Consider the following 19551-nt stretch of genomic DNA (forward strand, 5'->3'; position numbering starts at 1 on the left):
CCTATTCTTCGTACCCTCTCGCTCGACCTCGACGACACGTTGTGAGTCGTACGCCGTGGTCAGAATCACTGCGTAGGCCGGGGTGCGGCCCTGGCTTCTCGTCACGCGAACAAGCCTCTGCGAAAGCATCGCGCGCAGGTGGAGCGACAGATCGATCAGCAACTGCTGGCGCCGCTCCTCGGGGAAGAACTTGCTGACGCGGTCGAGCGCCTGGGTGGCGCTGTTGAAATGCATCGTCACCCAGCGCGAAGTGGGCGTGGATACCGACAGCTGGGAGGTGGCGCTGAAGAACGCGCTGCGCCAGGCGCCCGACGTGGTGCAGATCGGCGAAATCCGCGAGCGCGAGACGATGGAACACGCGGTGGCCTTCGCCGAAACCGGCCACCTTTGCCTGGCGACGATGCATGCCAACAGCGCCAACCAGGCGCTCGACCGCGTCATCAATTTCTTCCCCGAGGAGCGGCGCCAGCAGCTGCTGATCGATCTGTCGCTGAACCTGCGCGCGATGATTTCGCAGCGGCTGATTCCGCTGAAGAGCAGCAAGGGCCGCGCCGCCGCCATCGAAGTGATGCTGAACACGCCCTACATCTCCGACCTGATCGCCAAGGGCGAGGTATCGGAGATCAAGGAGCAGATGAAGAAGGGCCGCGAGCTGGGCATGCGCACCTTCGATCAGGCGCTGTTCGACCTGTACGAGGAAGGCCGCATCAGCTACGAGGACGCGCTGCGCAATGCCGACTCGGTGAACGATCTGCGGCTCAACATCAAGCTCAATTCGCGCGGCGCCATGCATCGCGACGTGGGCACCTCGACCGACCACATCAATCTGGTCGAGATGAGTCGCAAGGCCGGCTCGGGCGGTATCTGAGCCTCAGTCGTCGAGCGCCAGCAGCGCAAAGCTGGCGATCCAGTGGCGGCGCGCATAGCCGCCCGCCTCCAGACGCGGCATGGCCGCATGCAGATGGGCTTCGGCGGCGCGCGCAAACGCTTCCGATTGCGGACCGGCGTCGGGCGCGAGCCGGCGCAGGCACCAGGCGCGCGACAGCAGCAAGCCGTCCAGATGCACGAGCCTGGGATCGTCGTCGCCGGCCAGATGCGGCGGCTGAAGCCAGAACACCAGATCGTCGCCCTTGGGGCAGAACTCGCGCCACCAGGTCTGGAAGCCGAGCGGTGCGCCGAGCAGCCGCTGCATGAGCAGGGCCTCGACCAGCCCGGGCGAGAGGAAATCCTCGCCGCTCGGTTCGTAGCGCGCGGGGTAATGCTTGTCGGTGCCGAACCAGGCCAGTCCGCGGTCGCGCAGCTGGCTGGCAAACGCGTCGTCGCCGCGCACGCTGGCCCAGTCCATCGCGGCCAGCAGCAGGAAGGCGCTGTTGCCGTGGCCGCCTTCGCGCACCGGCCAGGTGGCCTGCGGCAGCCAGCGCCGCAGGCGGTCGGCGATCTCCTCCACCAGCGGTGCCAGCGCGGCGGCCCAGCCGCGCGCCGCCACCTCGCGCTGGGCAAAGCGCTCCAGCTCGGTCGCCAACCGGAACAGCCAGGCCCAGCCATAGGGCCGGCCGAAGGTGCTGCGATGCGGTCCGCGCAGATAGGCGATCTCGCCGGCGATGGCGGTCGGCGCAAAGCTGGCGTCGAGCCGGGCGACGGCTTCGCGCGCGCAGGCAAGCCGGGGATTGCGCCGCAGCATGCTCACCAGCAGCCAGTGCATGTGGATGCAGGAATGCCAGTCGAAGCTGGTGTGGAAGGCGGGATGAAGCTGCTCGGGCGGACGCACATCGGCCGGTCCGTCGAGCACATGGCTGAGCTGCCAGGGATAGTGAGTGGCGAGGTTGTCGAGCGCGATGCGGGCGAACAGCGCCGCGATTTCCGAGGTAAGCGAATACATCGGCTCAGTCTAAGAAAAACCCCTCGGACTTTCGTGTCCGCCGGCGGCTCAAGCCCTCCGTCCGGCGGACGGATGCCGCCGGACGGAAGCCGGACTCACTGCGGCGGCAGCGTGCCGGCCACGCCGATGACCAGCCGGCGCAATTCGACCGACTTGCGCAGCGCGGCATTCACCTCGTCGAGCGGAATACCGTCGCGCAGGGTCTGCACGCGGTCGAGGTAGTCGGGGCGCAGATCGCGCTCCTCCAGCGAGGCGAGCAGGCTGGCGAGGCTGCCGTCCTGGGCCCGGGCCAGCGCGGCGGCCTGCCGGATCGCGGCCTTGGCGCGTTGCAGCTCGGCGGCGGTAAAGCCGTCGCGACGCGCGCGCTCGACTTCCTCGTCGAAGGCCCGGCGCACGCGCGAGGCGTTCTGCGGCGCAAAGATCGCCTGCGCGCCCCAGCTCGCATGCGGCTCGAACTGGCCGCCGCCGATGAAGGCGGCCACGCCATAGCTCAGGCCCTCCTTCTCGCGGATGCGGTCCCACAGCCGCGAGCCATCGCCGCTGCCGAGCATGAAGGTGGCGAGCCGCAGCGCCTGGAATTCGCGGTCGGTCTCGGCCAGCGGCAGTTGCAGCGTGGCCATGAGCACCGCGTTCTGCTTGTCCTTGAGTTCGATGCGGAAGTCGGCCGGCTTCACGTCGTAGACCGGGCGCGGCACGCGCGCATAGGGCGTGGCGCTGGGCCAGTCGCCGAACAGCTTGCCGAGCTGGGCCTTGAGCTCGGCGCGGTCGAAGTCGCCGACCGCCGCCAGCACCGCCGACGAGGCGCCGTAGAACTTCTGATGGAAGGCGCGCGCGTCGTCGAGCCTGGCGTCCTTGAGCTCGGCGAGGCTTTCCTCGGTGCTCATCGCATAGCGCACGTCGCCCTTGGGATAGGGATTGCCTTCGCGCTCCAGTCGCTCGCTGACGCGGGCTTCGGGATCGTTGCGCGCGGCTTCGAGGCCGGCGATGGCGGCGGCGCGCGCCTGATCGAACTCGGCCTGGTCGAAGCGCGGGCTGCGCAGCACCTCGGCGGCCAGCGCCAGCGCCGGCGCGAGATTGGCGCGCTCGACCTGGAGCGTGAAGTTCGCGCCCTCGCTGGTGGCCGACACGCGCCAGCTCGCCTTGAGCTTCTCGAACTCGGCGGCGAGCTGCTCGCGCGTGAGCCGCGCCGTGCCGCGCCCGAGCAGCATGCCGAGCGTGGCGGCCGGCACGTCCTGGCCGAACAGCGATTTCTCGTCGCCGAAACGCAGGCCGATGGTCACGACCGCCTTGCTGCCGCGCGTGCGCTTGTCGAGCAGCGCCAGCTTGAGCGGCGCGCCGCCCGTGACCGGCAGCGTGGTGAATTCGGTGCGCGCGGCGATGTTGGCCGGGCTCGGGTCGAAGGCTTCGCCGGCGACCAGGGCCACATCGCCCTTGTAGTCCCTGAGCTCGCTCGCCACGTCCACCCGCACCGGCGCCGGCGCGCGCTGCGGCTCGGCCGTGGGCACGAACTGGCCCAGCGTGCGATTGCTCGACTGGAAGTACTGCTCGGCCACGCGCTGCACATCGGCCAGCGTGGCCTTGCGGATGCCGTCGCGGCGCCAGAACGCCAGTCGCCAGTCGCCAAGCGCGACGTATTCCGACAGCTCGACGCCAACGCGCTCGGGATCGGCGGTCAGCCGCTCGAAGCTGCGCAGCCACTGGTTGCGCGCGCGGTCCAGCTCCTCCTGCGTGAACGGCTGCTGGCGCACGCCCTCCAGCGTGGCCAGCAGCGCGGCGCGTGCCGCCTCGGGCTGCTGGTCGCTCTTGAGCGTGGCCTGGAACAGCGCATAGCCGGGCTCGGCCAGCGAATACACGCCCTCGTCGGCCTCGGCCGCCAGCCCCGCCTCGACCAGCGCGCGATGCAGCCGCAGGCTCGGGCCGCCGAGGATGGTCGCGGCCAGTTCCACCGCCGCAAAGTCGGGCGAGCTGCCGGCGGGGACGTGATAGCCGGCCATCAGGATCGGCGTGTCGCCGGTGCGACGCAGCACCACGCTGCGTTCGCCGTCCTGCACCGGGTCGAGGGTCCAGGTCGGTTCGAGCGTGCGCTTCGGTTTCGGGATGACGCCGAAGCTGCGCGAGATGCGCGCCAGCGTGCGCGCCGTGTCGAACTTGCCGCTCACGATCAGCGTGGCGTTGTCGGGCTGGTAGTAGCGCCGGTAGAAGCCTTGCAGATGCGGGATGTTCACGTTCTCCACATCCGCGCGCGCGCCGATCGTGCTCTTGCCGTAGTTGTGCCAGTCGTAGGCGGCCGACAGCACTTTCTCTTCGAGCACGTTGGCGGGGCTGTTCTCGCCCATCTCCATCTCGTTGCGCACCACGGTCATCTCGCTGTCGAGATCGCGCTTGGCGATGAACGAATTGACCAGCGCATCGCTGAGCCAGCCCAGATACCAGTCGAGATTGCCGTCGTCGGCCGCAAAGCTCGCGAAGTAGTTGGTGCGGTCGAACCAGGTCGAGCCGTTGTAGCGCATGCCGCGCTTGATGAACTCGGCGCCCGGGTTGGCGTAGTGCGTCGAGCCCTTGAACATCAGGTGCTCAAGCAGATGCGCCATGCCGGTCTCGCCATAGCTCTCGTAGCGCGAGCCGACGCGGATCGTGAGGTTGACGGTGGTCGTCGGCTTGGACGCATCGGGCAGCAGCAGCACCTGCAAGCCGTTGGGCAGGCGGTACTCGGTGATGCCCTCGATGCTGCGCACCTGGGCCGCGGCGGGCACGCTGTGAAGCGGGGCGGCAAAAGCCGGCGCGGGCGCAAGGCCCAGGGCCGGAACGAGACTGGCAGCGACGGCGAGCGCAACGGCGCGCAGACGCGGGGCGGATCGAAAGTTCACTCAAGCTCCGGTCGGTTGCGAACGCGGGCGATGGTAAGCCGCCCCGCATGCCAGACCGTCGCAGACCGCTCGGTACAATCGTTTCCAGATATTCCCCGGAGTTGGATGACCATGCCGGCCGCAGCGCCAGCATCGCCCGCCCGGGCGCAAGCCGCTCTTTGACCTCGCCGCGCCGGCCCTCGCCGGCCTTGTGCGCAACCAGCGCCCCTCCTGTTTTCTCCCGCCTGCGATGCCCGTCAATCTCCCCTATCCCAAGTCAGAAGAGCTTCTCCCCGTCGCCGGCTTTGCGCTCGGCCATGCCGAGGCCGGCATCAAGAAGCCGGGCCGGCGCGATCTGCTGGTGATGCGCTTCGACAGCGATGCCAGCGTCGCCGGCGTGTTCACGACCAACCGCTTCTGCGCCGCGCCGGTCACCGTCAGCAAACGCAATCTGGCCGCCGGCAACATCGGCGCGCTGGTGGTCAACACCGGCAATGCCAATGCCGGCACCGGCGCGCCGGGCCTGGTCAATGCCGAGCGCATGTGCGCCGCCACGGCCGCGCTGCTCGATCTCGATGCGAGCCAGGTGCTGCCGTTCTCCACCGGCGTCATCCTCGAACCGCTGCCGGTCGAGAAGATCGAAGCCGCCCTGCCCGCCGCCGTGGCCGCGCTGGCCGAGGACAACTGGTTCAACGCGGCCCACGCGATCATGACCACCGACACCCAGCCCAAGGCCTTCTCGCGCCAGGGCACGGTGGGCGGCGTGACCGTGACCATCACCGGCATCAGCAAGGGCGCCGGCATGATCAAGCCCAACATGGCGACCATGCTCGGCTACATCGCCACCGACGCAGCCATCGCCCAGCCGCTGCTGCAAGCGCTTGTGGCCGAAGTGGCCGACGCCTCGTTCAACGCCATCACCATCGACGGCGACACGTCGACCAACGACTCCTTCATCGTCGTGGCCACGGGCAAGGCGCCGATGGAGCCGATCGAAAGCGCGAGCGACCCGCGCTTCGCCGAGTTCACCGCGCTGCTGTTCGAGGCCAGCGTCACGCTGGCGCAGGCCATCGTGCGCGACGGCGAAGGCGCGACCAAGTTCATCACCGTGCGCGTCGAGGCCGGCGCGAGCCGCGAGGAATGCCGCAAGGTGGCCTATGCCATCGCGCACTCGCCGCTGGTCAAGACCGCCTTCTTCGCCAGCGACCCCAACCTCGGCCGGCTGCTCGCGGCCATCGGCTATGCCGGCATCGACGATCTGGATGTGGAGCAGGTCGAGCTCTATCTGGACGATGTGCATGTGGCGACGCAGGGCGGCCGCAATCCCGACTATCAGGAAGCCGACGGTCAGCGCGTGATGCAACAGAGCGAGATCACGGTACGCGTCGTGCTTGCACGCGGCGATGCTGTCGCCACGGTCTACACCTGCGACCTCTCGCACGACTACGTGAGCATCAACGCCGACTACCGGAGCTGAGCCCCAGCGCAATGGACAGACTCGATTCCACCCTCGACCGCTTCGACCGCCTGCTGGCGCGTGCCGAGGCACTGCTGCCGGCCACGCCGCGCGAACCCGACTGGACCGCCACCGCCTGGCGCTGGCGCGTGCCGCGCGGCACCGGCCGCGGCCAGCTCGACGCGGTGCGCCATGCCAGCGGCATTGCGCTGGCCGACATCCGCAATGTCGACCGCCAGAAGGCGCTCATCGTGCAGAACACGCGCCAGTTCGTGGCCGGCGCGCCGGCCAACAACGTGCTGCTCACGGGCGCGCGCGGCACCGGCAAGAGTTCGCTGGTGAAGGCGGTGCTCAACGAGTTCGCGCCGGCGGGGCTGCGGCTCATCGAGGTGGACAAGGCCGATCTGCACGACCTGCACGACATCGTCGATCTGGTCGCGCACCGGCCCGAGCGCTTCATCGTGTTCTGCGACGACCTGAGCTTTGAAGACGGCGAGGCCGGCTACAAGGCGCTCAAGGTCGCGCTCGACGGCAGCATCGCGGCGCAGACCGACAACGTGGTCATCTACGCCACGTCCAACCGGCGCCATCTGCTGCCCGAGCGCATGAGCGACAACGACGGCTATCGCCATACCGACGACGGCGAGCTGCATCCGGGCGAGGTGGTGGAAGAGAAGATTTCGCTGTCGGAGCGCTTCGGGCTCTGGGTGAGCTTTCACGGCTTTCGCCAGGGCGATTACCTCGACATCGTGCGGCACTGGCTCGGCCAGCTCGGCAGCGACTACAGCCCCGAGGTGGAGCGCGAGGCGCTGCAATTCGCGCTCGGGCGCGGCTCGCGTTCGGGTCGGGTGGCGTGGCAGTACGCGCGCGACCGAGCCGGGCGCGACCGGCTTGCGCTGACCGACGCGCTGGCCGCCTCGGCTGCGGAGCGTGCGCTGTGACCGCGCCGCGCAGGATCGTGGAAGTGGCGGTGGGCGTGCTGCTGCGCGCCGACGGCCGCTTCATGCTCGGCTCGCGGCCGGCCGGCAAGCCCTACTCGGGCTACTGGGAGTTCCCGGGCGGCAAGCTCGAAATCGGCGAGACCGTGGCCGAAGCGCTGGCGCGCGAACTCGACGAGGAGATCGGCATCACGCTCGATCCGCACGATCCGCATGCGGTGCGGCCCTGGTGCACGATCGAGCATGTCTATCCGCATGCGCATGTGCGGCTGCATTTCATGCGCGTGGTGAGCTGGCAGGGCGAGCCGCACGGCCGCGAAGGCCAGACGCTGCGCTGGGTCGCGCTGCACGAGGCCGCGCCGGCGCCGCTGCTGCCGGCGGCCCTGCCCTGTCTGCACTGGCTTGAGCTGCCGCCGGTGCTGGCGCTGAGTCAGGCCGGCGCGCTCGGGCTCGGCGGCTTTCTGGCGCGGCTCGATGCGGCGCTGGCCAAGGGGTTGCGCTTCGTCGAGCTGCGCGAGCCCGGCATGGCGCCCGACGACTTCAATCGCCTGTTCGACGCCACGCTCGACCGCGTGCGCGCGGCCGGCGCCAAGCTGGTCGTGCATTCGATGCACGGACTCGAATGGGCCAGCCGCGCCGACGGCGTGCATCTGAGTGGCGCCGATCTGGCGGCGCTCGCCGCCCGGCCCGATCTGCCGCTGGTCGGCGCCTCGGTGCATAGCCGCGCCGAGATCGATCGCGCGGCGGCGCTCGGGCTCGATTACGCGGTGCTCGGCCATGTGCTCGACACGCCCAGCCATCCCGGCGTGGCGCCGCTCGGCTGGGACGCCTTCGCCGCCCTGGTGCGCGATGCCGGTCTGCCGGTCTATGCGATCGGCGGCCTCGATGCCGACCAGGTGGAGCCGGCCCAGGCCAGCGGCGCCCATGGCGTGGCGCTGATGCGCGCCGCCTGGCGCGACGAGGCGCGCTTTCCCGAGCTGGTGGCGCGGCGCGACGACTGATGCGCCGAGGGCAGCGCGCTAGTCGCTGCCCTTTTCGCCCGGCGACGAGGTGTCGTCGAGCGGCGCGCCCGGGATCACGTAACGGTCGCTGGCCCAGGCGCCGAGATCGACCTTCTTGCAGCGTTCGGAACAGAACGGGCGCCAGCGCGAGGCGTCGGTCCACGGCACTTTCCTGCCGCAGGACGGGCATTTCACTTCGGTCGTCATCGCGAAATCGAATTCAGAGGTTGCACAGGCCGAGTTCGAACGGCACCACGCCTTCGTAGGGGCGCGGGCGCAGATCGCCGTCCTGCTGCGAGAAGCGCACCCACAACATGTACTTGTTGGCGCTGATCTCGGGGATGGCACCGAGCGCGGGATCGACCCGCACCTGGAGCATCTGGAAGGGCTTGCCGCTCAGGCTCTGCTGATAGCTGCCGCCGACCGCCGTCACCTCGTGGCGGCGCGCCGATTCGCGCAGCAGCCTGAGCACGATCACCAGGCAATCGCTCACCGGCATGAAGGGCGCGATCCAGCCGGCCAGATCGGCCTGGCGCTGCTCGACCGGCTTGTGCTGCCAGGCGTGATACGACGGCAGATCGAACTCGCAGGCGCCGCCCGGGATGATGGTGCGGCTGCGGATGCTCATCAGCCACTCATGGTCGCGCAGCTGCTGGCCGGTCTTGCCGGGCACCGCATTCAACACGCGCGCGGCGTTCTCGATGTTGCCGAGAATGATGTCGAGCGCCGCCGGCGACACGTCGGGCGAATTGCGGAACTGGTTCAACGCCACCCGCTGCCGGTCGAGTTCCTGCAGCAGATCCGACTTGAGATCGGCGCGGCTCGCCACTTCGACCACTTCGAACAGCGTGGTGAGTGCGGCGTGATGCTCGTGTCGATCCGTCTGGCTGGCAAAGAAACGCAGCCGCTCGAAAAGGTCTTCGAGCCGGAGCAGGGTCCGCACGCGCTCGTTGAACGGGTACTCGTAGAGGATCAAGGCGCGACCGGACAGCGGTGGAGGAATAGGGACAAAAATGTGCGGCCGATTCTGACCGACCCCCCGGCAAAACTCAAATGAACCCGGCGTGAGCGGCGCAATTCAAGTCGCTGCGGCGCGACCGTTTCGGTCACCGGCGCCGGCCGCCGCCAGATAGCGCCGATGCAGCGCCTCGACCTCGGTGGCGAGTGCCGGATTGGGGCCGGCGTTGTCGAGCACATCGTCGGCCACGGCCAGCCGCCGCGCCCGCGTGGCCTGGGCCGCGAGGATGGCCCGCACCTGGTCTTCGGGCAGGCCGTTGCGCGCCATGACGCGGGCAATCTGCTCGGCCTCCGGGCAGTCGACCACCAGCACGCGGTCGACGCGATCGCGCCAGTGGCCGCTTTCGACCAGCAGCGGAATCACGTACACGAGATAGGGATGGTGCGGCGCCAGCGCGGCCGCCGAGCGCAGCACTTCGGCGCCGATCAGCGGATGCAGGATGGCTTCGAGCCGGGCGCGCGCGTCGGGCTGCTCGAATACCTGGCGCCGCATCGCAGCGCGGTCGAGCGCGCCGTCGGGCGTCATGGCCCAGGCGCCGAAGGCAGCGACGATGGCCGGCATCGCCGCGCCGCCCGGTCGCGTGAGCGCATGGGCGATCAGATCGGTATCGACGATGCCGGCACCGAGCCGGGCGAAGCAGTCGGCCGCGAAAGTCTTGCCGCTGCCGATCCCGCCCGTGAGCCCGACGATCATCGCCTTCAGCCGATGCCGAGCCAGGCAGCGTTGATGGCCGGCCCGAAGAACAGCGCCAGCACGCCGGCGCCAGCCAGATAGGGGCCGAAGGGAATCGGCTGCTCGCGGCCATGGCGCGCGAACACCATCAGCCCAATGCCGACCACCGCGCCGACCACCGACGACAGCAGGATGATGATTGGCAGCATCTTCCAGCCGAGCCAGGCGCCGAGTGCCGCCAGCAGCTTGAAGTCGCCATAGCCCATGCCTTCGCGGCCGGTGGTGAGCCGGAACAGCCAGTAGATGGACCAGAGCACCAGATAGCCGGCCGCCGCGCCGATGACGGCATCGGGCAGCGCGACGAAGGCGGCGTCGAGATTGACCAGCAGACCGGCCCAGAGCAGCGGCAGCGTGATCTCGTCGGGCAGCAGCTGGGTATCGGCATCGATGAAGGTGAGCGCGATCAGCGCCCACGAAAAGCCGATGGCCGCCAGGCCGGCCAAACCGAAGCCGAACTTCCAGGCGCAGGCCGCCGCCAGCACGCCGCCGAGCAGCTCGACGACCGGATAGCGCGCGCTGATGCGGGCACCGCAGCCGGCGCAGCGCGCGCGCAGCATGAGCCAGCCGAGCAGCGGAATGTTCTCGTGGGCACGCACCGGACGGGCGCAGCTCGGGCAGGTCGAACGCGGCACGAACAGGTTGTAGGTCGTGGTTTCCGGCACCGGCTCGCCGCGGAATTCGGCCGCCTCGGCAGTCCAGGCCCGTTCGAGCATGATCGGCAGCCGATGGATCACCACATTGAGAAAGCTGCCGACGAGCAGACCGACCACGCCGGCCAGCAGCGCAAACGCAAGCGGGCTGGCCGACAGCACAGCGAACATCTCGACCATCAGACCACCGACCCGAGCTTGAAGATGGGCATGTACATCGCCACGACGATGCCGCCGACGATGCCGCCGAGGATCACGATGATGAAAGGTTCAAGCAGGCTCGACATCGACGCGACCGCGTCATCGACCTCGGCCTCGTAGAAATCGGCCACCTTGGCCAGCATGGAATCGAGCGCGCCCGATTCCTCGCCGATCGACACCATCTGCGTGACCATGGTCGGGAACACCGCCACATCCTGCATCGCCACGGTCAGGCTGGTGCCGGTCGCCACCTGCTGCTGGATCTTGCGCGTGGCCTCGGCATAGACCACGTTGCCCGACGCCCCGCCGACCGAATCGAGCGCCTCGACCAGCGGCACGCCGGCCGCGAACATCGTCGACAGGGTGCGGGTCCAGCGCGCGATCGTGGCCTTGCGGATGATGTCGCCGAAGACCGGCGCCTTGAGAAAGGCGCGGTCGGCGGCCTGCTGGAACTTGATCGAGCGCTTGAAGCCCTGCCCGATGCCGTAGATCGCCCCGCCGATTCCGCCAAAGATCAATGCCCAGTAATCGCGAAATGCATCAGACATGGCAATGACGATCTGGGTCGGCGCAGGCAATTCGGCACCGAAACTCGAAAACACTTCCTTGAATGCCGGCACCACGAAAATCATGATGACCGCAGTGATGATGAAGGCCACTGCAATCACGGCCGTCGGATAGAACAGCGCCGACTTGATCTTGGCCTTGATCGCCAGCGTCTTTTCCTTGTAGGTGGCAAGACGGTCAAGCAGGCCTTCGAGAATACCGGCCTGTTCGCCAGCGGCGATCAGATTGCAGAACAGCGCATCGAAATACAGTGGATGCTTGCGAAATGCGGTATTGAGGCTGCTGCCGGTTTCGACATCGGCGCGAATCTCGTTGAGCAATTTCGATACCGCAGGATTGGCATGCCCTTTTCCGGTGATGTCGAAAGCCTGGAGCAGCGGCACACCGGCCCGCATCATCGTGGACATCTGGCGAGTGAACAGCGCAATGTCCTTGTCGGTGATCTTCTTGCCACCGCGATAACTCTGCTTCTTGATCTTGGTGGCCAGAACGCCTTGCTTGCGCAAGGAGGCCCGCACGACGGTTTCGCCCTGGGCGCGCATTTCGCCGCGAACCGTCTTGCCAGCGCGGTCCTTGCCTTCCCAGGCAAACATCGGCTCTTTTGCCTGCTTGATTGCGCGCGTGGTGGTCGCCATTTCGTGATCCGTGATGAAACGTTATTCGTTCGTGACGCCGAGTACTTCCTCGATCGACGTCATGCCCTGGCGAACCTTCAACAGGCCCGATTGCCGCAGATCGCGCACACCATCCAGTTTTGCCTGCTTGGCAATATCCATCGAATTGCCATTGGCCAGGATGATGCGCTGCATCTCCTCGGTAATCGGCATGATCTGATAAATGCCGACCCGCCCCTTGTAGCCCGAATTGTTGCAATGCTCGCAACCCACCGGGCGATAGGGCTGCCAGGTCCCGTCCAGATCGCTTTCGGCAAATCCCGCCTGCAACAGCACACTGGCATCGGCCTCGTAAGGCTCCTTGCAATGCGAGCACAATCGCCGGGCCAGCCGTTGTGCCGTGATCAGAATGACCGACGAGGCAATATTGAACGGCGCAATCCCCATGTTGAGCATGCGCGTCAATGTGCTGGGAGCGTCATTCGTATGCAGTGTCGAGAAAACCATGTGCCCGGTTTGCGCCGCCTTGATCGAAATATCGGCGGTTTCAAGATCCCGGATCTCCCCGACCATGATGATGTCGGGATCCTGCCGCAGAAACGACTTGAGTGCCGCAGCAAAAGTCAGCCCGGCCTTTTCATTCACATTGACCTGATTGATCCCGGCCAGCTGAATTTCGGCCGGATCTTCCGCCGTGGAAATATTGACGCCAGGCTGATTGAGAATGTTGAGACAGGTATAGAGAGAAACCGTCTTGCCCGATCCTGTCGGCCCGGTCACCAGCACCATTCCATAAGGCCGCTGGACCGCATCGAGCAGGAGTTTCTTCTGATCGGGCTCATAACCGAGCGCATCGATGCCCAGTTTGGCCTGCGAAGGATCGAGAATCCGCATCACGATCTTTTCGCCAAACAATGTCGGCAAGGTCGAGACGCGGAAATCGATCGCCTTGTTCGGCCCCAGCACCAGCTTCATCCGACCGTCTTGCGGCACGCGCTTTTCGGAAATGTCCAGCTTGCTGATGACCTTGATGCGCGCGGCGAGCTTTTCCTTGATGACCAGAGGTGGCTGCGACATTTCCTGCAGCACGCCATCGACCCGAAAGCGGATTCGATAAAACTTTTCGTAAGGCTCGAAATGCAGATCGGATGCACCCATGTTGATCGCATCGAGCAAGACCTTTTGCAGAAACCGGACGATCGGCGCGTCATCGACCTCGCTGTCCGCCGCCGAAGCCGCATTGCTCGCATCGTCCGGCGAACCATCGACCAATTCGAGGCTGAGATCCTGGCCGGCCATCTCATTGAGCTTGGCCTCAGTCGTCTTGGCGAGTTGCGAGATCACGCGAGCAAGCTTGTCCGCCTCGACCACCACCGGCTCGACCAGCATCTGCGTCTGGAACTTGATCTGGTCAAGCGCCTGCAGATTGGTCGGATCGGCAATCGCAACCAGAAGCCGATTGCCTCGCTTGCGCAGCGCGACGGCGCGCAGGCTGATCGACAACTTCGGATCGATGGTGTCGATCGGCAAAACGGCCAGATCGACCGCCGCAAGATCCATCAACGGATGACCGAAGGTCGTCGCGCAGAACAACGCCACTTCGTAGGGAGTGAGCGCTTTGGCCGCAAGCAATTCGTCGATGAACGGACTGTTGTTGGCAGAGGCCTTCTTGAGCAGCGCGGACGATTGTTCCGGAGTGAGCTTGCCAGCCTGCACCAGCACCCTGGCAAGGCCAGGCACCACCTGGGTCGCGGAAACATTCTGAATCGCAGGCGCGGCCATGCACACTCGGGGAGAAATGAATGACGAGTTGGCGAGCCGACCCGAAGGACAGCCCGTGGACGACTTTTGATGGTGCCGAGCCCTTATGCCTTTGTAAAGGCGAACAAGGGATGCAAACGCGGGCTTAATTCATTGAATCGATGTATCGCAATTGAATTGCGAAATTGATCGACAAGAAATAAGCGCGAAATGCAGGCAAGTTGCGCAGAACGCGCTAGGAAGGAAATCTGGTCGGGGTGAGAGGATTCGAACCTCCGGCCTCTACGTCCCGAATACCGTTTACCGCGTCTGAAGCCTCATCTTGCGGGGGGCGAGCTCTTGAAAAATCAACAACTTAGCGATTTTCTTCCGTCCGTTTCCATCATTTTCCACCCCCTTCAAAACGGTTCCAGTGGAACAGAATTGGCACAGAAGTTCGCTGGGGTGAGGTCAGTGTAGCAACCGAAGGTTTGCGTGGGCAAGGTCGCCCACGCCCGTCTCTCGACATATGCCACTGGTCGAACGATGGCGCTCTGTGACTAGGAACTCGCTCAGGCGCCGTTGGTTGACTGCCAACGCCGTCGAAGTTTGCACGCACCCCCTTGTGTGCAGGCCTAGAAAATCAGCCTCCTGTCAAGGACACCGATGCATTTCCCAACCATCACCGACAGTGTAAGCAGTCACTGACTCGGCTTAAGAGTCATGCTGTTGCGCCCCCGCGAGCGACCAAGGCTCACTTCAGCCTAGCTCAAAGAGCATTCCGAAGATTGCATTAAGTTATCGGTTTACTAGCGTTTTGCTTACAGGAGCTACACATGGCTGTAGCGAAATCTCAGGTGGTCAGCGTCCGCGTCGAGCCGCACATCAAGGCGGCCATGCAGTCGGCCGCCACGCGCGAAATGCGCAGCCTCGCAAACATGATGGAGGTCATGGTGGTCGCCTACTGCCGCGCTCACGGCTACCCACTTGACGGCGTCCCAGACCACGCCTTGGCAGACACCCGCTGGCAGAGCAGTACTTCGTGAGCGAGCATCATCAGTCCCTTCTTGCGCGACTAGGTTTCCGCTTCGGCATCAACGGCCCGCATGCGGCTCGAACCATGATGTTGGAAGACCTACGTCTACTGCTGTCGCACACCTCGGTGGACGCAACACACGCCGAGTACGTTTCGGCGGTAGTCGACGGCAACGTGTTGGGAAAACCTACCCGCAAGGCGCGAGAGCTGGCGTTCCGTCATCTGGCCACGTTGTATGCCTTAGATGCGTCGAATCCCCTCTTTCGCGCATTGCGTCGCCTGTGGCCGCTCAACGAAGCCGCCCAGCCGCTGCTTGCGCTCGCTGTCGCACTCGCACGCGACCCGCTCCTGCGCACGTCACAGCCCTTCATCTTGTCGTTCGCAGTCGGAACTCCGGTCCCGAGAGAAGCAGTGGAGCTAATGCTGGATGCGGCCAATCCTGACCGGTTCAGCCCTGCATCGCTAAGGTCATTTGCTCAGAACATTGCAGGCACCTGGACGGCTGCGGGTCTGCTCTGTGGGCGAACACGCAAGACCCGTGCAGTTGCCCAAGCCTTTCCAGAATCCATCGCCCTTCTTTTGTTCCTTGGCTACTTAGAAGGCCGAACCGGACATCGCCTGTTCTCGTCGGACTGGATGAACCTGGTCGGCGGTTCTCCGGACGAGCTGGAAGCCATTGCGACCTCGGCATCACATCGAGGGCTACTCGTCTTTATGAATGCCGGTGGCGTCAAGGAAGTGCGGTTCCCCGGTTACCTCACGCCTGAAGAAGAACAAGTCCGCCAGGAGATTTCCTATGTCGTCTAAGGTCGCCAAGCTAGCGTCCGCCTATCGTCAGCACCTCACTGTGCCTTGGCAGATTGGTCTTGCGGCCATTCAGCGAGTCGTTTTCGCTGTTTACGACAAGACAGACGAACTACGGCTCCGCGCAAACGTCGACGAGTTCGCCTTGGCGACTCAGCAGGCCGGGAAACGGTGGCTGCTGCTGGACGTGACTAACGCCTTCCCTGAGTGGATGACCGCCCAGGAGTACAGGAATGCGTACTTCAAGCGTCCTGAAAGGCTCGCTGGCTACCAGACCGGTGAATTAACCGAGTTCGTTGCCGACCTCAACACCAAGCTCAAGGCCCGCATTGAGGCAGAAGCTGGACCTGACACCGTCGTGGCACTGCTCGGTGTTGGCACGCTGTTCGGATTGGCGCGTGTTTCGTCCTTGGTTGAGGGCATCAAGGAGGCCGTCGAGGGCCGCCTGCTGGTGTTCTTCCCCGGCGAGCACCACCCTGAAAACCACACCTACCGTCTGCTCGATGCCCGAGATGGCTGGAATTACTTGGCCGTGCCGCTACTGGCGCAGGACTGACCGGACACAACACACCTAAGAATCAGAGCAAGAACATCATGCTGAACCGGGACATTTACAACAAGGCTCCGAAGGAAAACCGTCTCGTCAACAACGGGGTCGCGGAGGTCTCGGAAGACCACTCCGCTGCCGCTCAAGACATCCTGCGCTACGAACTCGAAACCTTCGTCTGCGACGGGCAGTACGAGAAGGGTCTGGAAACCATCCTCGACAAGTTTCTCGTGAACCTCGACGCCGGTACCGAGCAGCCGGGCGTCTGGATTTCCGGCTTCTATGGCAGCGGCAAGTCGCATCTGGCCAAGATGCTGCGCACGCTGTGGACCGACTATCAGTTCACCGACGGCGCCACCGCGCGCAGTTTGGCCAAGTTGCCCACCAGCGTCTTTGAGCAACTAAAGGAGCTGAGCACCCAGGGCAAACGCCATGGAACGTTGCACGCGGCCGCCGGCAAACTCGGCGCAGGTGCGGGCGACAAGGTCCGTCTGGCGCTGCTTGGCATCGTGTTCAAGTCCAAGGGCTTGCCCGAGCAGTACAACCAAGCCCTGCTCGTGTTGTGGATGAACCGCGAAGGCATCCTTGAGAGGGTAGAGGCCGAGCTGCAGGCTGCCGGCCGAACTCTTGCGAAAGAGCTTCCGCACATGTTTGTGTCGGATGACTTGGCCATCGCCTTGCATAAGGCAAAGCCGACCTTGGCGGCTTCGCCAACCGACATCCTCACCCGATTGGAGTCGCAGTTCCCGCAGGTCACCGACGTCACCAGCGAGCAAATGACCGCCGCCATCGAGGCGGCGCTGGCCGTCGATGGCAAGTTTCCACTGACCCTGGTGGTGCTTGACGAAGTGCAGCAGTACATCGGCGCCGACGCCGAGAAGGCATTTCAGGTACAGGAGGTCACCGAGACCCTGTCCAAACACTTCAACGGCAAACTGCTGTTCGTGGGCACCGGCCAGTCTGCCTTGTCGGGCATGCCGAACCTGCAACGCCTGATGGGCCGCTTCCCAGTGCAGGTGATGCTCGGCGACTGGGACGTCGAGAACGTCACCCGTCAAATCATTCTGGCCAAGAAGCCCTCGGCCCAGCCCGCAGTGGAGAACATCTGGCGGGCGAACCTCGGCGAAATCTCCCGGCACCTGCGCGGCACGAAGCTTGAGCACGTCACCGACGACGAGGGCGTGCTGACGTCCGACTACCCGCTGCTGCCGGTGCGTCGCCGGTTCTGGGAACGCGTACTTCGCACCATCGACACCACCGGCACCGTGTCTCAGCTGCGAAGCCAGCTGCGCGTAGTGCACGAGGCAGTTCTGGCCACAGCAGACGCGCCACTTGGCCATGTTGTCTCGGGCGACTTTCTGTACGACCAGATTGCCGCGAACCTGGTATCGACTGCCCAACTACCCAAGGAGGTGTTCGAGAACGTCCAGCGCTTCGCCGTCGGCGATGCACATGCCCAGCTCAAGGGCAAGCTGCTCAAGCTCATTTATCTCATCAACAAGCTGCCCCCCGATGCCGCGATGGACATCGGGCTGAAGGCGACCGAAGAAGCACTGGCCGACCTTCTAGTCACGGACCTGTCGGCGGGTTCTGCCGAGCTGCGCAAACAACTCCCCGCACTGCTGGACGAACTTCAAAACAAGGACCGCCTGGTCATGGCCTTGGCTGGCGGCAACGGCACCGAGTACCGCTTGCAGACCCGCGAGTCGAGTGCTTGGTATGACGAGTTCCGTGCGCAAGAAGCTGAGCTGAAAGCTTCCCCTCAGCGCGTGGAACAGAAGCGCGCCGACCTGCTCAAGGGACGCTTCGGCGAGGTGCTGAAAAAGGTGCGTGTCGTCCAAGGTAAGGACAACGTCGAGCGTCGTCTTACACCCACCTACGACGACAGCCTGCCCAAGGACCACGACAAGAACCTGTACTTGTGGATTCAGGATGGCTGGCAGACAGAGGAAAAATCAGTCATCGCCGAGGCCAAGGCCAAGAGCGCTGACAACCCCACGCTGTTCGCCTTCTTGCCCGCCCAGCACAAGACTGAGTTGACCAATGCCATCGTGGCGCTGGAAGCCGCCCGCACCACGCAGCAAAGAAAGGGCAACCCGTCGACCGAGGAAGGTCGAGACGCCCAGCGCTCAATGGCAAGCCGCGAACGCTCCGCAGAAAAGACCCTTGCCGAACTGCTGGACCAGTTGATGACCGACGTGCGCGTGTTTCAGGCCGGCGGCCAGGAAGCGCAGGACGGCAACGACTTAGCCGACCGAATCAACCGTGCCGCCAAAGCGTCTGCTATTCGCCTGTATAGCCAGTTTGACGCCGCCGACCACGAGCAGTGGAACAAGGTGCTCGACGAAGCGCGTAAAGGCAACCTTGAAGCGCTCAAGGCTGTGGGCCACGCGCAGGAAGCAGACAAGCACCCGGTCTGTCAGAAGCTGCTTTCCTACATCGGCCCCGGCAAGAAAGGCGCCGAAATTCGCGACAACTTCGACGCACCACCCTTTGGCTGGCCTCGCGACGCCATCGACGGAGCCCTTTATGCGCTGCTGGCCGCCGGCCACATCAAGGCCACCGATGCTGCTTTCAAGGCGGTGGACGCCAAAAGCTTGGACCGCGCCAAGCTCACACAAACTAGCTTCCAGCGCGAAAGCATCAATATCACGCCGCCGCAGCTCATCAAGATTCGCGCGCTGTTCAGTGCCGTGGGCGTGCCCTGCCAACCCAAGGAAGAGTTGGCCAAGTTACCGACGCTGCTCGCCAGGCTGCGCGAGCAGGCAGTCAAGGCTGGTGGGCCAGCTCCTGCCCCCGAGGCTCCGAAGCTGACCGCACTGGAATCCATCGAAGCCCAGACCGGCAATGCGCAGTTGCTGGAGCTGTTCACCCGCCATGACGAGCTGCTGAGCCTGTCCAAGACCTGGGTCAAGACAGCCAATCACATCGCAAAGCGTCTGCCGGTGTGGCACAAGCTGAACGACTTGATTCGTCATGCCAAGGCGCTGGGACGCTACGCCAGCCTAAAGGCCGAAGTTGATGCCATCGCTGCCCAACGCAGTCTGCTAGACGACCCTGACCCGGTGCGCCCACTGTTAGACACAACAGTGGACCTGCTACGGCAAGCGTTGAACGCAAAGCTGGACTGCTTCCAGCAAGCGTTCGAACAGCAGCAGGCTCAGCTTCATGCTGACGCGGACTGGAAGAAGCTCACCGACACGCAACGTGCCAACCTAATTACTCAGCATCATCTGTCGGCGCCTAACGCACATCAGCTCGGCACGCCCGAGCAACTGCAAGACGCGCTGGACGAGTGCGAGTTGGAGCACTGGGTCTCCAAGACTCAAGCGTTATCCAGCCGATTCGAGGCTGCGCGCCACGCTGCTATCCAACTCCTTAAGCCCAACGTCGTGCATGTGCCGCTGCCAAAGCGGACGCTGAACAACGAGACGGAATTAAAGGCTTGGCTGACTGAGATAGAAGCACTACTAAGTGCCAAGCTTAAGCAAGGGCCGGTGGCGCTCTAAGAACGAAAGAATG

Annotated in this window: 15 protein-coding genes and 2 pseudogenes; 8 read left to right on the plus strand and 9 right to left on the minus strand. The window is 64.8% G+C overall.

All coding sequences use genetic code 11. The features are described from left to right. Positions 1 to 234: pseudogene (locus B9P64_RS28330) on the minus strand (type IV pili twitching motility protein PilT); the annotation flags it as partial. Between B9P64_RS28330 and B9P64_RS23090 the strand changes: the two are divergent. Beyond that, positions 230 to 868 (plus strand): annotated as a pseudogene (locus tag B9P64_RS23090) (ATPase, T2SS/T4P/T4SS family); the annotation flags it as partial. The pseudogenes B9P64_RS28330 and B9P64_RS23090 sit on opposite strands and share 5 nt — an antisense overlap. A gap of 3 nt (positions 869 to 871) precedes the next feature. Here the strand turns inward: B9P64_RS23090 and B9P64_RS23095 are convergent. Continuing rightward, positions 872 to 1879 (minus strand): DUF2891 domain-containing protein, encoded by a 1008-nt coding sequence (locus tag B9P64_RS23095; RefSeq protein ID WP_085318423.1) that lies wholly within the window; start codon positions 1877 to 1879, stop codon positions 872 to 874. A gap of 95 nt (positions 1880 to 1974) precedes the next feature. Then, entirely contained in the window at positions 1975 to 4746 is a 2772-nt protein-coding gene (locus B9P64_RS23100) for a M16 family metallopeptidase (RefSeq protein ID WP_235840107.1), read from the minus strand. A 229-nt stretch (positions 4747 to 4975) separates the two neighbouring features. Between B9P64_RS23100 and argJ the strand changes: the two genes are divergently transcribed. Genes argJ through B9P64_RS23115 form a run of 3 tightly spaced genes read left to right on the plus strand, consistent with a single transcriptional unit; the run spans position 4976 to position 8120 of the window. Then, a complete protein-coding gene (gene argJ, locus B9P64_RS23105) occupies positions 4976 to 6202 on the plus strand; it encodes a bifunctional glutamate N-acetyltransferase/amino-acid acetyltransferase ArgJ (protein WP_085318424.1) in 1227 nt (408 codons plus the stop codon). An 11-nt stretch (positions 6203 to 6213) separates the two neighbouring features. Next, positions 6214 to 7122 (plus strand): ATP-binding protein, encoded by a 909-nt coding sequence (locus tag B9P64_RS23110; RefSeq protein WP_085318425.1) that lies wholly within the window; start codon positions 6214 to 6216, stop codon positions 7120 to 7122. After that, positions 7119 to 8120 carry a Nudix family hydrolase gene (locus tag B9P64_RS23115; protein ID WP_217808740.1) on the plus strand — a complete coding sequence of 334 codons (1002 nt, stop codon included), beginning with the start codon at positions 7119 to 7121 and terminating at the stop codon, positions 8118 to 8120. Before B9P64_RS23110 ends, B9P64_RS23115 begins: the two co-directional genes overlap by 4 nt. 18 nt (positions 8121 to 8138) lie before the next feature. Here B9P64_RS23115 and B9P64_RS23120 read toward each other — a convergent pair whose 3' ends face one another. The 6 genes from B9P64_RS23120 to pilB all read right to left on the minus strand — a co-directional run bounded on the left by B9P64_RS23120 (position 8139) and on the right by pilB (position 13684). Continuing rightward, a complete protein-coding gene (locus tag B9P64_RS23120) occupies positions 8139 to 8327 on the minus strand; it encodes a DNA gyrase inhibitor YacG (RefSeq protein ID WP_085318426.1) in 189 nt (62 codons plus the stop codon). Between the two features lie 13 nt (positions 8328 to 8340). Continuing rightward, positions 8341 to 9096 (minus strand): cell division protein ZapD, encoded by a 756-nt coding sequence (gene zapD, locus B9P64_RS23125; protein ID WP_085318427.1) that lies wholly within the window; start codon positions 9094 to 9096, stop codon positions 8341 to 8343. A gap of 102 nt (positions 9097 to 9198) precedes the next feature. Then, a complete protein-coding gene (gene coaE / locus B9P64_RS23130; RefSeq protein ID WP_085318428.1) occupies positions 9199 to 9831 on the minus strand; it encodes a dephospho-CoA kinase in 633 nt (210 codons plus the stop codon). 5 nt (positions 9832 to 9836) lie between these two features. Continuing rightward, a complete protein-coding gene (locus B9P64_RS23135) occupies positions 9837 to 10691 on the minus strand; it encodes a prepilin peptidase (protein WP_139826497.1) in 855 nt (284 codons plus the stop codon). 8 nt (positions 10692 to 10699) lie between these two features. Continuing rightward, complete coding sequence (locus B9P64_RS23140) at positions 10700 to 11923, minus strand: type II secretion system F family protein (protein WP_085318430.1); 1224 nt, start codon at positions 11921 to 11923, stop codon at positions 10700 to 10702. A 21-nt stretch (positions 11924 to 11944) separates the two neighbouring features. Next, positions 11945 to 13684, minus strand: a complete 1740-nt coding sequence (gene pilB, locus B9P64_RS23145) for a type IV-A pilus assembly ATPase PilB (RefSeq protein WP_085318431.1) — start codon at positions 13682 to 13684, stop codon at positions 11945 to 11947. Positions 13685 to 14478: 794 nt separating this feature from the next. On the opposite strand from pilB, the gene B9P64_RS23150 reads away from it, so the two are divergent. The 4 genes from B9P64_RS23150 to brxC are packed head-to-tail and all read left to right on the plus strand — an operon-like array spanning position 14479 to position 19538. Next, entirely contained in the window at positions 14479 to 14688 is a 210-nt protein-coding gene (locus tag B9P64_RS23150) for a hypothetical protein (RefSeq protein WP_085318432.1), read from the plus strand. Further along, the gene (locus tag B9P64_RS23155; protein WP_235840108.1) at positions 14685 to 15485 is read left to right on the plus strand and encodes a hypothetical protein; all 801 of its coding nucleotides are present in this window, start codon (positions 14685 to 14687) and stop codon (positions 15483 to 15485) included. Before B9P64_RS23150 ends, B9P64_RS23155 begins: the two co-directional genes overlap by 4 nt. After that, positions 15475 to 16038: a BREX protein BrxB domain-containing protein gene (locus tag B9P64_RS23160; protein WP_085318434.1), complete on the plus strand. Its 564-nt coding sequence runs from the start codon at positions 15475 to 15477 to the stop codon at positions 16036 to 16038. Before B9P64_RS23155 ends, B9P64_RS23160 begins: the two co-directional genes overlap by 11 nt. Before the next feature lie 38 nt (positions 16039 to 16076). Then, positions 16077 to 19538 (plus strand): BREX system P-loop protein BrxC, encoded by a 3462-nt coding sequence (gene brxC / locus B9P64_RS23165; RefSeq protein WP_085318435.1) that lies wholly within the window; start codon positions 16077 to 16079, stop codon positions 19536 to 19538. Positions 19539 to 19551 lie beyond the last annotated feature (13 nt).

The organism is Derxia lacustris, from assembly GCF_002105195.1.
Taxonomy (GTDB): Bacteria; Pseudomonadota; Gammaproteobacteria; order Burkholderiales; family Burkholderiaceae_E; genus Derxia; species Derxia lacustris.